Origin of the sequence: Curtobacterium sp. 1544 (assembly GCF_040544915.1) — a bacterium.
GTDB classification, from domain to species: domain Bacteria; phylum Actinomycetota; class Actinomycetes; order Actinomycetales; family Microbacteriaceae; genus Curtobacterium; species Curtobacterium pusillum_C.
Genome location: NZ_JBEPKX010000010.1, coordinates 67,703 through 81,418 on the forward strand (window position 1 = coordinate 67,703; position 13,716 = coordinate 81,418).

The following is a 13,716-nucleotide window of genomic DNA, read 5'->3' on the forward strand; positions in this document are numbered from 1 at the left end:
TCCGCGACGCCACCAGACGGCGGACTGGAGGCGCGGTGCCGGCCCGCCCCGCGCCTCCAGTCCGTCGGTGCGTCGCTCACCGCGCGTCGGCCGGCGGTGTCCAGACGGGGCCGCCGCCGACGGCCTCCGCGATGCGGCGGCCGATCACACCGAGCTGGCGGGCCTGCGCCGGTGTGACGGCGTCGAAGACGACACGGCGGACGAGGGCCTGGTGCGCCGGCGTGGAGACCACAACGTGGTCGTGACCGGCCTCGGTGAGCTCGGCGAGGGTGAACCGGCCGTCGCCCGGGTCGACCGTGCGGCGGACCCACCCCTTCCCCTCGAGGCGGGTCACGGCACGGGACAGGCGCGAGAGCGTGCAGCTCGCGTACCCGGCGAGCGTGCTCATCCGGAGGGTCCGGTCGGGCGCGCCGTCCAACGCGGAGAGGACGCCGTGCTCGAAGTGCGTCAGACCACTGTCGCGCTGGAGCTGCGCGTCGAGGGCGGTGGGGAGCCGTTCGAGGACGGTCGCCAGGGCGGCCCAGACCTCCATCTGCTCGGCGCTCAGCGCGGTGTCCTCGTCGGGGTTCGGCATGTGTCGAGGCTAGCACCGTGACTTGCCCAGGCAAGTGATCCGCCGTAGGTTGACTTGCCTGAGCAAGTGGAACGACAGGAGTGGACATGGATCTGGGACTGACCGGCAGGACGGCGTTCGTCAGCGGTTCGACGCAGGGAATCGGGTACGCGATCGCCGCGGCGCTGGCCGCCGAGGGCGCGCGGGTGATGCTGAACGGGCGGGAACAGTCCCGTGTCGACGACGCCGTGGGACGGCTGCGGGCAGCACACCCCGGCGCGGAGGTGTCCGGCATCGCGGCGGACTTCGCCGACGCGGACGAGGTCGCCGGGTTGATCGAGCGGCTGCCCGAGGTCGACGTCCTCGTGAACAACGTCGGGCTCTTCGGGCTCGCCGACTTCGACGCGATCGGGGACGACGAGTGGGCCAGGTACCTCGACGTCAACCTGATGAGCGGCGTCCGACTGTCCCGCGCGCTGCTCGGTCCGATGCTCGACCGCGGTTGGGGCCGCGTCGTGTTCATCAGCAGCGAGTCCGGCGTGAACGTGCCGGTCGACATGGTCCACTACGGCGTCACGAAGGCCGCGACGGTGGCGCTCGCGAACGGCCTCGCGAAGCGGACGCGCGGCACCGGCGTGACGGTGAACACGGTGCTGGGCGGCCCGACGTACTCCGACGGTGTGGCCTCGACGGTCGAGGCGATCGCAGCGGCGCAGGGCGCGCCGGTCGAAGCGGTGCAGGCGGCGGTGATCGGCCAGAACCGGACGACGCTGCTCGAACGGTTCATCGCACCGGAGGAGATCGCGCACCTCGTGACGTACCTGGCGAGCCCGCGGTCCTCGGCGACGAACGGTGCGGCGGTCCGGGCGGACGGCGGCGTCCTGACCGGCATCCTCTGACGCGACGTCGAGTGAGCAGAGATGGTCGAGTCGCGCGAACGGACTCGACCATTTCTGCTCCCTGAACGCGTCCGCGCCAGCGCCAGGCGCCCCCTCAGACGCACTCCCACGTGACGATCCGACGGTCCGACGCCTCGACCTCGCGGACGGGGCCGGTGACGCGCACCACCGCGCGGTCCGTGGCGGAGCCGGGGACGGGCTCTGGACCGGACCCGCTGCCGACGGCCACGATCCCGTCGGCGTGCACCGTGCCTCCAGGCCGTGACGCGGCGGCGTGCGACGCGACCCACACCTCGACGTCGCCGGGCTCGACCACCTTCCGGAGGTCGCGACCGGCGAACGCGAAGCGCTGGACCGGCACGCTGAACCGCACCCGCACCGTCTCCCCCGGTGCCAGCGCGACCCGCGCGTAGCCGAGCAGCTGCACGACGGGGCGGGTGACGCTGGCGTGCACGTCGTGGCCGTAGAGCTGCACCACGTCATCGCCCGCGCGCTCCCCGGTGTTCCGGACCGTCACCGACACGTCGAACGTGCCGTCGCTGCGGACCGTGGGGTCGGTGACGAGGTCCTCGTACGCGAACGACGTGTACGCGAGCCCGAAGCCGAACGGCCGCACGGGCGTCGAGTCCGCGGCCGTGACGTCGGACGGACCGCCGAGCCGCGGGTGCAGGTACGTGTACGGCTGCGCTCCGGCGGCGCGCGGGAGCGAGACGGGCAGGCGGCCGGAGGGCGAGGCCGCTCCGGTGAGGAGCTCGGCGATGGCGGTCCCGCCCTCCTCGCCGGGGAAGAACGCCTGGACGACGGCAGCCGGCCGCAGCGCGTCGGGCCGCTGGGCGTCGCCGTCGAGCGCCCACCCGATCGCGTACGGCCGCCCGGTCAGCAGCACCACGACGGTGGGCGTGCCGGTGGCGACGACGGCCTCGACGAGTTCGCGCTGCACACCGGGCAGGTCGAGGGACTCGGTGTCGTTGCCCTCGCCGACGGTGCCACGGCCGAACAGTCCGGCCTGGTCACCGACGACCACCACGGCGACGTCGGAGCGCTTCGCCACGGCGACGGCGTCCGCGAACCCGGAGCGATCCGTGCCGGTGACGGCGCAGCCGGTGGCGAACCGGACGGCGGACGGCCCGAGCGAGGTGGTGAGGGCCTCGCGGACGGTCGGGATGTCGAAGCCGAGCGGCAGGTCCGGGTGCGCGGCGAGCACGTGGTTCGCGAAGGAGTAACAGCCCTGCAGGGCCTCGGCGCGGTCGGCGTTCGGGCCGATCAGGGCGACCGAGGTGCCGGCGCGCAGGGGCAGGACGGCCGCGGCACCGGCGACGGCCGGCTCGTTCGTCAGCAGGACCAGCGACCGTGCCGCCAGTTCCTTCGCGAGTGCCCGGTGCCGAGGTGTGTCCAGGTCGATGCCGGCGGGCGCGTCGCCGTCGAACGCGGACGGGTCGAGCAGCCCGAGCCGCTCCTTCTGCCGGAGGACCCGGAGGACCGCCCGGTCGACGAGCGCCTCGTCGAGCAGCCCGGCACGCACGCGGTCGACGAGCGGCTGCAGGAACGCGTCCCCCGTCGGCAGCTCGACGTCGATGCCCGCGGACAGCGCCAGCGCGGCAGCCTCACCGCGGTCGGCGGCGATGCCGTGCATGACCTCGAGGAACGCGACCGAGAAGTAGTCGGCGACGACCGTCCCGTCGAACCCGAGCCGGTCGCGCAGCAGGTCCGTCAGCAGCTCGTCGTTCGCCGCGACGGGCACGCCGTCGATCTCGGCGTACGAGTTCATGACGCTCCGCGCGCCGCCGTCCCGCAGCGCCATCTCGAAGGGCGGCAGGAAGACGTCCGCGATCTCGCGCGGTCCGGCGTGCACGGGCGCGTGGTTCCGCCCGGCCTGCGACGCCGAGTAGCCGAGGAAGTGCTTCAGCGTCGCGTCGACGCCGGCGTCCTGCAGCCCCCGGACGTACGCCGTGCCGATGGTCCCGACCAGGTACGGGTCCTCGCCGATGCACTCGTCGACGCGTCCCCAGCGCGGGTCGCGGACCACGTCGAGCACGGGCGCGAGGCCCTGGTGCACACCGAGCTGCCGCATCGACTGCCCGATCACGGCACCCACCTGCTCGACGAGGTCCGGGTCGAACGCGGCACCCCACGCCAGCGGGGTCGGGAACGTGGCGGCCTTCCAGGCGGCGAGTCCGGTGAGGCACTCCTCGTGCACGAGCGCCGGGATCCCGAGCCGGGTCTCACGGGTGAGTCGTCGCTGTTCGGCCCACAGCCAGGCGGCACGCTCGTCCGGTTCGACGGGTCGGGTGCCGTAGACGCGGGTGAACTGGCCGATGCCGTGCCGGGTGATGTCCGCCAGCGATCGGCCGTCCGTGGGGGCCGTCATCTCGCCCTGCATCGGGGCGACGACGCCGTTCTGGTCGAGCCAGTAGCCGACGAGCTGGGCGGTCTTCTCCTCGAGGGTCATCGCGGCGAGCAGGGCGGTGGCGCGGGTGGTGCGGGTCGCGTCCGTCGTGTGCACGGCATCGGCCTGGAGGCGCGGGTCGCCCCCGGCGGTCCGCGTCGCGTCCGTCGCCGTCACCCCTTCACCGCCCCGGTCAGGCCGCCGACGATGCGGCGCTGGAAGACGGCGAAGAACACGAGCGCCGGGATCATCGACAGCGACGTGAACGCCAGGACCCGTGCGGTGTCGACGGAGTACTGCGACGAGAACGCCTGCACCCCGAGCGGCAGGGTGTACGCCGACGCGTCGTTGAGGATGAACAGCGGCAGGATGTAGCTGTTCCAGCTGCCGATGAACGCCAGGATGCCGACGGTCACGACGCCGGGCAGCGAGAGCGGCACGACCATCCGGAAGAAGAACCCGAGCCGGCTGGCGCCGTCGATCGACGCGGCTTCCTCGAGTTCGTCCGGGATCGCCCGGAGGAACGGCACGAGGATGATCACCGTCGTCGGCAGCGCGAACGCGATCTGCGGCAGGATCACCCCGGCCAGGCTGTTCGTCAGCCCGAGGTCCTTGACGAGCAGGTACAGCGGCGTGATCGCGACGGTGATCGGGAACATCAGGCCCGCCGCGAACAGGGAGTACAGCGCGTCCCGGCCGCGGAACCGGTACCGGGCGATCACGAAGCTCACCATGAGACCGAGGACGACGACGCCGACCGTGGTGGTGACGCCGGCGATCACCGAGTTGCCGAGCTGCTGCCAGAAGACGCCGCTCGACAGCACCGAGAGGTAGTTGCCGAACTGCCACGGGCTGGGCAGGCCGGCCGGGCTCGCGGTGATCTGCGAGTTGCTGCGGAACCCGCCGAGCACGATGTACAGCACCGGCCCGACGCAGACCGCGATGAACAGCAGGGCGACGAAGTACGTGCCGAGGTTCCGTTCACGCCGCACGGGTCCGGTGTCCCGGGGCGGACGGCCCCGTCCCGGCGAGACGATGGAGGCGGTGGCGGTCATCGGTCGGCCTTCTCGGTGAGGGCGCCGGCGGTGTCCCGGCGCAGGACGAACCGCTGGTAGACGAGGGCGACCGCCAGCGAGATGAGGAAGATGACCACGGCGACGGCGTTGCCGTACCCGTAGTTGCCGGACATGCGGCCGTTCGCGACCATGTACGTCGCCATCGTCGAGGTGCCCGCCGTCGCGGCGATGTACTGACCCCAGATGATGTAGACGAGGTCGAACAGCTGCAGCGACCCGATGATCGACAGGAACGCCCAGATGCGGACGGTCGGGCCGAGCAGCGGCAGGGTGATCCGCCGCTGGATCTGCCAGTAGCTCGCGCCGTCGAGCTGCGCTGCCTCGAACAGCTCCTCCGGGATGCTCTGCAGGCCGGCGAGGAACAGGATCACCGCGAAGCCGATGTACTTCCACGAGATGATCGCCAGCAGCGTCCAGATCGCGATGTCCGGGTTCGACAGCCAGTCGGCGCGCAGGGCACCGAGGCCCACCGCCTGGAGCAGGTCGTTCACGGCGCCGCTCGACTGCAGCATGAGGCTCCAGCCGGTGCCGACGATCACCTCGGAGATGACGTACGGCAGGAAGATGAGGACGCGGATGAGCCCGCGGCCGCGGATGCGTTGGTTGAGCAGCAGCGCGAGCACGATCGCGATCGGCCCCTGCACCAGGAGCGATCCGATCACGATGAACGCGTTGTGGAGCAGCACGCCCCGGAAGTCCGGGTCGGTGAAGATGATCGCGTAGTTCTGCAGGCCGACGAAGTCGGTGGGGGCGCCGTACCCCTGCCACTTGTAGAAGCCGTAGTAGGCGGCGAGCGCGACGGGCAGGATGACGAACCCGACGAACATGATCGTCGCCGGGCCGGCGAGGACCGCGATCTCGACGCGGGTACGGACGTCGGTGCCCTTCCGGGCCCGGCGGGCCGGGGCCGACGGCGAACCGTCGGCCCCTCCCGGGTTCCGTCCCGTCCCGGACCGCGCTTCGGAGCGGGGTGCGACGGAGGTGGTCATCGTGTCGTCACCCCTTGGCCGCGGCCTGGTTGATGGTCTTCACGATGTCGTCCACCGATCCCTTGCCGGCGAGCAGGTTCACGACGCTCGTGTTGAGGGCGTTGCCGACGTTCTGGCCGTAGACGGTGTCGAGGTAGTTCGAGACGAACGGCGCCTTGTTGTAGGCCTCGAGCACGGTCTTCAGGTAGGGCTCGGTGACGACCGACTGCGCGGACTGGTTCGCCGGGATCGCGTTGAAGGCCTTGTAGTAGGCCTCCTGCACGGGCTTCTCGGTCATGTAGTTGAGGAAGTCGGTGCAGGCCTGCTTCGGGGCCTTCGCCGAGCAGGAGAACCCGTCGACGGCGCCCATCATCGAGCCGGGTGCGCCCTTGCCGCCGGAGACCTCCGGGAACGGGAAGAAGCCGAGGTCGGCGAGGGGCTTGCCGTCCGGGGTGAGCGAGGAGATCACTCCGGGGTCCCAGGCGCCCATGAGCTCCATCGCGGCCTTGTGGTTCGCGACGAGACCGGCGGAGCTGCCGGCACCCTGCTGCGATGCCGTGGTGAGGTACCCGTCGTTGAACGGCTTCGTGTCGAAGAACGCCTTGGTGTCCTTGCCCGCCTGCGTCCAGCAGGAGTTCGTGAACTTCAGGTCCTTGGCGGTCTTCGTCAGCGTGCTCTCGCTGCAGGCACGGAGGGCGAAGTTGTAGTACCAGTGCGCTGCCGGCCAGGCGTCCTTGGCCCCGACGGCGACGGGTTGGATGCCGGCGTCCTTGAGCTTCTGGATGTCCGCGTTCAGCTCGTCCATCGTGGTGGGCGTGTTCTCGATGCCGGCCTGCTCGAACAGGTCCTGGCTGTACCAGATGCCCTCGGGGTTGACGTCGACCGGCATGGCCCACGTCTTGCCGTCCTGCTCGTACCCGCCGAACGCGGCGTCGCTGATCTCGCTCTTCGCCGTCTTCCCGATCGAGCCGGAGATGTCCATGAGCTGGCCGGCGTTCACCATCGCGGCCATCTTGCCGCCGCCACGCTGCAGGAACACATCGGGGGCGGACCCGGAGTTGAGCGCGGTCTGGAGCTTGCCGTCCAGGTCCTCGTTCTGGATCGCCTGGATCTTGATCGTCACGTTCGGGTTCTTCGCCTCGAAGTCCTTGACGGTCTTCGCCCAGAACGCCTTGCCGGGTCCGGTGGTGGAGTTGTGCCAGAAGGTCATCGAGACCTTCCCGCCGTCACCCCCGGCGGCGTCGCTGCCCGCTGAGCAGCCTGCGGCCACCAGTGTTGTGACCCCGATCAGCGCGATGGCTGCCGCGGCACGGATCTTCCTCGTCATCGTGGAACTCCTGAGTGTCGTCGTTGACATGCAGCGACATCGACTGCCGCTTGCGGAGAGCGTGCCAGGTGGTCGGGAGCCTTGTCAATCGATATCGATAACGTTTTCTTTGCCGATTTCGCGCCGAGGCAGCGGTACGGTGTGCACATGGACACGGCTCTCGGCATGCGTCCCGGAGCCGGCCGGGTGACGATCGCGGACGTCGCGCGGGCCGCCGGGGTGTCGATCCCCACGGTGTCGAAGGTCATCAACCAGCGCGACGGCGTCGCACCGGCGACGATCCTCCGCGTGCAGGAGGTCGTCGAGCAGCTCGGGTACGAGACCTCGCTCGTCGCCCGGAGCCTCCGCAGCTCCCGGACCGGGGTCGTGGGCATCCTCGTGCCCGAGTTCGAGCCGTTCTCGACCGAGCTCCTGCGCGGGATCTCGCGCGCTACCATCGGCACCGGCTACGAACTGCTCGCCTACGCGGGTCTCGTCACGGGCGCCGGCCAGCCGGGGTGGGAGCGGCGGTCACTCTCGCGGCTGTCGGGCACGCTCATCGACGGCGCCATCGTCGTCACGCCCACCACGGCACTGTCGAGCACGTCGATCCCGGTCGTCGCCATCGACCCGCACACCGGCCCCGAGGGACACGCGACCGTCGACGCCGACAACGAGGACGGCGCGGTCCAGGCGGTCGAGCACCTGGTCGCGCTCGGACACACACGCATCGCGCACCTCCGCGGCCGCCCGGACCTGGCGTCCGCGCAGCTCCGCGAGGCCGGTTACCGTCGCGCCCTCGTCGCCGCCGGACTGCCGGTCGACGAGGGGCTCGTCCGGGACGGCGGCTACCAGGAGGACCAGTCCGCCACGGTCGCCCGCGACCTCCTCGCCGCAGCCGATCGGCCGACCGCGGTGTTCGCCGCCAACGACTCCTCGGCGGTGGGTGTCCTCCGCGCCGCGGCCGAGCTCGGGCTCCGCGTCCCCGAGGACGTGTCCGTGGTCGGCTTCGACGACGTGCCGCAGGCGTCGACCACGACCCCACCGCTGACGACCGTCGCACAGCCGCTCGCCGAACTCGGGTCGCGCGCCGTCGAGATGCTGCTCACGATGCTGCGCGGCGAGCCGACGTCCGACCACCTCCGGCTGCCGACGACCCTCCGCGTCCGGGCGAGCACGGCGCCGCCGGCCGTCGACTGAGCAGCAATCGTCGAGTCGATCGATCGGACTCGACGATTGCTGCTCACTCAACGCGAGCGAGCGGGCGAGCGGGCCAGCGGGCGAGCGGGCCAGCGGGCGGGCGGGCGAGCCCAGTCCCACGAGACTGCGCGACTCAGCCCACCGACCGCCGCAGCGTCTCCTTCGGGTACTCGCCGAACCGCTCCGCGTACGCCGCCGAGAACCGCCCGAGGTGCGCGAACCCCCACCGCCGCGCGACGTCGCCGACCGCCCTGGCCTGCGGGTCCGCGTCGAGCAGTTCGGCCCGCACGCGGTCGAGCCGCACCTGCCGGAGGTACGTGAGCGGCGAGACGTCGAACACCCGGCGGAACGACTCCTGCACCGACCGCACGCTCAGCCCGGACGCCGCCGACAGGTCCGAGATCGTGACGGGTTCCGACGCGTGGTCGTGCACGTACTCGACGGCAGCCCGGAGCCGTGCGTTGCGCGGCTGCCCGAGGACTGCGGGCAGGTCGTCGAGGAGCGGCGGGAACACGTCGAGGAACACCTCGGCAGCGGCCACCTTCGCCCCCTGCCAGGCGACCGACTCGGTCCCGCCGACCCGCAGCGCACGGGCGAGTGCGGTGAGCGCTCCCTGCCACCGCCGGGCGGACTCGGGATCGGGCTCCCCGTGGGCGTCGAAGCGCAGCGCGGCGTCGCCGTGGGAGCCCGCGACCCGACGGACGAAGGCCCGGTCGAGGTGCACGATGCGCAGGTCGTGGTCCGCCGTCCGGAACGCGAACTCCTGGTCGGGCGGGAGCAGGAGGGGGACGTCGTGCGGCAGTGTGCGCTGCTCGGTCTCCACGGCACCGGCGCCGATCCAGAGGACGACGTAGTCACCGCCGGCCGGGACGACCCCCTGCAGCACGCCGTGCAACTGCGCGCGGCGGATCGTCACCTCGGCGTCACCGACGGCGGTGTAGCGGTGGTCGAAGGCGCCGTCGCTCGGATGCGCGACCCAGCGGCCGACGACCTCCGACCCGGCGCCGTAGATGCCGGCCAGGTCGCGCACGGCGTCGTCCGGGCGGTGGCCGGTGAACTCGAACCGGATCGCCTCCGGACCCTCGGACGGACTCGTCACCTGCTCGCTCACACGCACCCCCGATCCGACCCGGGTGTCCACATCCCGCTGTCACCCTCGTTATCTGGATACGCTGGCCCGATGAGCGCGGCGTATCGTGGCGCGCAATCGATCCGCACCGAGGGGGCGACCACGTGAGTGAGATCGACCTGACCGCGGCCCTCACCCGGCTCGAAGCCGCGATGGGGTCGCTGCGGGGTCGACTCCGCGACCGGCTCGACGTGACCGGATCGGACCTCACGGTGCTGCAGTTCGTCGCCCGCGCCGCAGCGGCCGAGCGGAAGGTCCGCGTGAAGGACCTCGCCACGCACCTCGGCCTGAGCGGGCCGGCGGTCACGGGCACGGTCGACCGGCTCGAGCGCGCGGGCCACCTGTGCCGCGTCCCGAACCCGGACGACGGCCGGAGCCGCTTCATCGAGCTGACGCCGGAGACCGAGCGCGCCTACGCCTCGGCGATGGACAGCACGAACGAGCACCTGCACGAGCTGTTGTCCTCCTTCACTGATCGCGAGCGGGCGAAGTACGTCCGGGTCATCGACCGCGTCATCGAGGCGCTCGAGTTCGGCGCCCCGTCGCCTTGACGGCAGGGTACGGGCGACGACGACCGCCCCCCGATCATTTGTCCACCAAGCGCAGTTAGGTAACTTCCCTACCTATCTTGCCGGACGCCCCGCCCGCGCGCCCGTACCTTCGTCCACGGGTGCCCCCGATCGGGGGTACGAGGGCGAAGGGAGCGAACGATGAGCCACTACGAGTCGCAACAGGGCGTCGACCCGGTCCGCATCGAGACGTTCCGGCTGATGCGCAAGCGCTGGAAGCACGGCGAGCAGCAGGACGGCGTCGAGGTCTACGGGGACTTCTTCACCGACACTGCCCGCGATCCGCGTCGCCGCTGACGACGGAGCAGAACGGACGGGAGGCGCGTGGCGGCATCGCCACGCGCCTCCCGTCCGTCGTCTGCGCGTCTACCCCTTGACCGCTCCGGAGGTCAGCCCGGACACGATCGACCGGCGGAACACCAGCACGAGGATGACGATCGGCACCGTCGCCGCGACGCTCGCCGCGAAGATCTGGGCGAACGGCACGGTGAACTGCGTCCCGAACAGGGCGATCCCGACCGGGATGGTCCGGAACGAGTTCTCACTGTTGAACGTCAACGCCATCAGGAACTCGCTCCACGACGCCGTGAAGGTGAACACCCCGACCGTGAAGAGCCCCGGCTTGGCCATCGGCAGGATCACCGACAGCACCGTGCGCCAGGCTCCGGCGCCGTCGATCTCCGAGGCCTCCTCGATCGTCGAGGGGATGCCCTGCAGGTAGTTCCGCATGATCCAGATGGCGAAGGGCAGGTTGAACGCCACGTACGGAACGATCAGTCCCGGGTACGAGTTGAGCAGCCCGAGGTTGCGCTCCAGCAGGTACAGCGGCGTCAGGACCGCGATCGCCGGGAACACCGAGAGCATGAGCAACGAGGTCATGATCGCCGTGCGGCCCCGGATGAAGCGGCCGGCCAGCGCGTACCCGGCGAGGAACGCCAGGGCGAGCACGATGACCGTCGTCGACACCGACACGATGACGCTGTTCACCATGTACTGGCCCAGGGCGTTGTCGCGGAAGGCCACCACGAAGTTGTCGAACGTGATCGCCTGCGGCCACGCGGTCGGCGGCGACTGCGAGATCTCGGACGCCGGCTTGAGCGACGTCGTGACGAGCCAGTACAGCGGCAGCGCGGTGAGCACCGCGATGACGACGCCACTGACGTTGACGGTGTTGACCCACTTGCGCCACCCCCGGCGCACGCGTTGACGGGGCATCAGTCGTCCCCTCCCTTCGCCTGGTTCCGGAACGCCCGGAGGAACAGCAGACAGCCCGCAGCGACGATGACCGCCGTGGAGGTCGCGATCGCCGCGCCGGGCCCGATGTTGATGTCCTGGAACAGGACCTTGTAGCCCATGATCGCGAGCGACTGGGTGCTGGTGCCCGGTCCGCCGTTCGTCAGCACGAACGGCAGGTCGAACACCCCGAACGCCTGCAGGATGCGGAACAGCACGGCGATCGTGAGCGTCGGCGTGAGCTGCGGCAGGACCACGCGCCAGAACGTCTGCCACGTGCTGGCGCCGTCGAGCTCCGCCGCCTCGTAGTGGTCCTCGGAGATCTGCACGAGCCCCGCCAGCAGGATGATCGCCACGAACGGCGTCGTCTTCCAGATGTCCGCGACCATCAGGCCGGTGATCGCGGGGACCGGTTCACCGAGGATGACGGGCGCCTCGCCGAACAGGCCGAAGAACCACGTCGCGACCCCGTAGGTGGAGTCGTAGACGTACTTCCACAGCTGCGCGTTGACGATGGTGACGAGCGACCACGGGACGAGCATGAGCGCGAGCATCCAGCCGCGCGTGGCCCCGAGCCGCTCGAGCACGAGGGCGACGAGCATCCCGAGCACGAGCTCCACCGACACCGTCACGAGCGTGTACAGCACCGTGAAGCCCAGTGCCCGGTACCAGTCGGCGCTCTGCAGCAGCGCCGCGTAGTTGCCGAGCCCGAACGACTGGATGGAGAAGCCCTCGTAGCCGACCTCGACGTCCGCGAAGCTCAGGACGATCGAGTACACCACCGGGAAGATCGTGACCGCCGCCACGACCAGGAGCGCCGGGGCCGCGAAGCCCCACGCGCCCCGCGCGCGGATGCGGTCGAGACGCGACCGCCCGGTGAGGCGAGGCGGCGGGTCGAGGCGATCCGTGCCTCCAGGCCTGGTCGACGCCCGTGTCGCGGTGCCGGCGCTCACAGCGCTTCCCCCTGCAGCGCGAGCGAGATGGCGGAGGCCATCGCGCTCGTGCCGCCGTCCACCGATGCCTGCCCGCCGAGGATGCTGTTGCCGTTCTGGTACACGCCCTGCGAGACCTTCGGGTAGTACGCCGTCGAGGTCGGGCGGGGCACGAGCGTGATCCCCGCGGCGGTGTCGTACGTCGGGCGCTGCTGCCGCTTGGCATCAGCGCTGACGAGGGAGGCGCTGCGGGCCGGCAGGACGCCGCCCTCGCGGGTGAGGAACTGCTGCGCGGTCTCGCTCGACATCCAGCTCGCGAACGTCAGCGCCGCGGCGGGCTGCTGCGTGTGCGGGTTGATGTAGTTCCCCCACCCGCCGATCGTCGAGTGGTGCTCGTCGGTCCCGTCGAACGTCGGTCGTGCGGCGAGCCCGACCTTGCCGGCGACCCGGCTGTCCTGGCCGTTCGCGATGCCCCAGGCGTAGGACCAGTTGCGGAGGAACGCGGCGCGCCCGCCGGAGAACGCGTCGTTCGTGTCCTGCTCCTGGTACGTCAGGGTGGCCCGCGGGCTCGCGCCGTCCGTGATCAGGGACCGCATGAACTCGAACGCCCGCTTCGTCTCCGAGCTGGTCGTCTCCGGCTTCGTCAGGTCGTCGTTCAGCAGCGAACCGCCGGCGTCCGCGACGAACTCGGTGACGTTGCAGGTGAGGCCCTCGTAGACGTCGCCCTGGAACGCGAACCCGTAGCTGACGTCACCCGTGTCGACGAGCTTCGCGGCGGTCTCGCGCACTTCCTCCCACGACTTCGGGACCTGCAGGGAGTGCTTGGCGAGCAGGTCCTTCCGGTACAGGAAGAACGACTCGTCGATGTAGAGCGGGAACATGTAGTACGTGCCGTCGACGCTCGCCGCCCGGCGCAGGCCCTCGGGGAACTGGTCGAAGAAGTCCTCGCCGACGAGCTGGTTCACCGGGGTGGCGAGCTTGTTCTTCGCGAACTGCCCCGGCCACGCGACGTCGCCGAGGTACACGTCCGGCGTGCTCGACCCCGCGGCGATCTGCGTCGTCAGGCTCGTCCGGTTCGTGTCGGTGTCGCTCGGGGCGCTGACGATCCGGACCCGGATGTTCGGGTGCTCCTTCTGGAACTCGGCGATGAGCCGGCGCCGGAGGTCGCCGCCGTCCTTCGACGCGACCTGACCGGCCCACCAGCTGATCGTGACGTCGCCCTCGGGCGGATCGGTCGGCCAGTTCTCGACGGTGGTGCGCTCCGGGCGGGTGGAGCAGCCGGCGAGCAGCAGCACCCCCGCTCCCCCGAGCAGGAAGAGCCTGCGGTCGATTGCCATCCGTCCTCCTCGACGTGTGGTGTGGCGTTCCTGTGGATCCACACAACCAACGCTCCCTGGACGCCCGGTGGGCGGGGTGTGGAGCGCGACCCGACGGCGGCCTGGAGGCGCGGTGCGGGCCCGCCACG

13 protein-coding genes are annotated in these 13,716 nt (G+C 70.9%); 4 read left to right on the forward strand and 9 right to left on the reverse strand.

Annotated elements, in window-relative coordinates; all coding sequences use genetic code 11:
- Positions 1–76: 76 nt before the first annotated feature.
- The gene (locus ABIC61_RS08280) at positions 77–574 is read right to left on the reverse strand and encodes a MarR family winged helix-turn-helix transcriptional regulator (RefSeq protein WP_354029530.1); all 498 of its coding nucleotides are present in this window, start codon (positions 572–574) and stop codon (positions 77–79) included.
- Between the two features lie 86 nt (positions 575–660).
- Between ABIC61_RS08280 and ABIC61_RS08285 the strand changes: the two genes are divergently transcribed.
- Entirely contained in the window at positions 661–1,452 is a 792-nt protein-coding gene (locus ABIC61_RS08285; protein WP_354029531.1) for an SDR family NAD(P)-dependent oxidoreductase, read from the forward strand.
- A 94-nt stretch (positions 1,453–1,546) separates the two neighbouring features.
- Here the strand turns inward: ABIC61_RS08285 and ABIC61_RS08290 are convergent, their stop codons facing one another.
- The 4 genes from ABIC61_RS08290 to ABIC61_RS08305 are packed head-to-tail and all read right to left on the reverse strand — an operon-like array spanning position 1,547 to position 7,209.
- A complete protein-coding gene (locus ABIC61_RS08290; RefSeq protein ID WP_502908792.1) occupies positions 1,547–3,955 on the reverse strand; it encodes a beta-xylosidase/alpha-l-arabinosidase in 2,409 nt (802 codons plus the stop codon).
- Positions 3,956–4,011: 56 nt separating this feature from the next.
- The gene (locus ABIC61_RS08295; RefSeq protein ID WP_144755728.1) at positions 4,012–4,893 is read right to left on the reverse strand and encodes a carbohydrate ABC transporter permease; all 882 of its coding nucleotides are present in this window, start codon (positions 4,891–4,893) and stop codon (positions 4,012–4,014) included.
- Complete coding sequence (locus ABIC61_RS08300; RefSeq protein ID WP_354029532.1) at positions 4,890–5,903, reverse strand: carbohydrate ABC transporter permease; 1,014 nt, start codon at positions 5,901–5,903, stop codon at positions 4,890–4,892. The genes ABIC61_RS08295 and ABIC61_RS08300 overlap by 4 nt, the downstream gene beginning before the upstream one ends.
- 7 nt (positions 5,904–5,910) lie before the next feature.
- On the reverse strand, positions 5,911–7,209 hold the full coding sequence (locus tag ABIC61_RS08305) for an ABC transporter substrate-binding protein (RefSeq protein WP_354029533.1): 1,299 nt from the start codon (positions 7,207–7,209) through the stop codon (positions 5,911–5,913).
- Between the two features lie 147 nt (positions 7,210–7,356).
- Here ABIC61_RS08305 and ABIC61_RS08310 point away from each other — a divergent pair, with 147 nt between their 5' ends.
- Positions 7,357–8,388, forward strand: coding sequence for a LacI family DNA-binding transcriptional regulator (locus tag ABIC61_RS08310; protein WP_354029534.1), 1,032 nt, complete (start codon positions 7,357–7,359; stop codon positions 8,386–8,388).
- Between the two features lie 133 nt (positions 8,389–8,521).
- On the opposite strand, the gene ABIC61_RS08315 is transcribed toward ABIC61_RS08310, so the two are convergent.
- Positions 8,522–9,499: a helix-turn-helix transcriptional regulator gene (locus tag ABIC61_RS08315; RefSeq protein ID WP_354029535.1), complete on the reverse strand. Its 978-nt coding sequence runs from the start codon at positions 9,497–9,499 to the stop codon at positions 8,522–8,524.
- Positions 9,500–9,621: 122 nt separating this feature from the next.
- Here ABIC61_RS08315 and ABIC61_RS08320 point away from each other — a divergent pair, with 122 nt between their 5' ends.
- Positions 9,622–10,068, forward strand: a complete 447-nt coding sequence (locus ABIC61_RS08320) for a MarR family winged helix-turn-helix transcriptional regulator (RefSeq protein ID WP_144755737.1) — start codon at positions 9,622–9,624, stop codon at positions 10,066–10,068.
- 159 nt (positions 10,069–10,227) lie between these two features.
- Entirely contained in the window at positions 10,228–10,383 is a 156-nt protein-coding gene (locus tag ABIC61_RS08325) for a hypothetical protein (protein ID WP_354029536.1), read from the forward strand.
- A 69-nt stretch (positions 10,384–10,452) separates the two neighbouring features.
- Here the strand turns inward: ABIC61_RS08325 and ABIC61_RS08330 are convergent, their stop codons facing one another.
- The 3 genes from ABIC61_RS08330 to ABIC61_RS08340 are packed head-to-tail and all read right to left on the reverse strand — an operon-like array spanning position 10,453 to position 13,588.
- Positions 10,453–11,301: a carbohydrate ABC transporter permease gene (locus ABIC61_RS08330; protein WP_260852748.1), complete on the reverse strand. Its 849-nt coding sequence runs from the start codon at positions 11,299–11,301 to the stop codon at positions 10,453–10,455.
- A complete protein-coding gene (locus ABIC61_RS08335; RefSeq protein ID WP_186322053.1) occupies positions 11,301–12,272 on the reverse strand; it encodes a carbohydrate ABC transporter permease in 972 nt (323 codons plus the stop codon). Before ABIC61_RS08335 ends, ABIC61_RS08330 begins: the two co-directional genes overlap by 1 nt.
- Entirely contained in the window at positions 12,269–13,588 is a 1,320-nt protein-coding gene (locus ABIC61_RS08340; protein ID WP_354029537.1) for an ABC transporter substrate-binding protein, read from the reverse strand. Before ABIC61_RS08340 ends, ABIC61_RS08335 begins: the two co-directional genes overlap by 4 nt.
- Between the last annotated feature and the right edge of the window lie 128 nt (positions 13,589–13,716).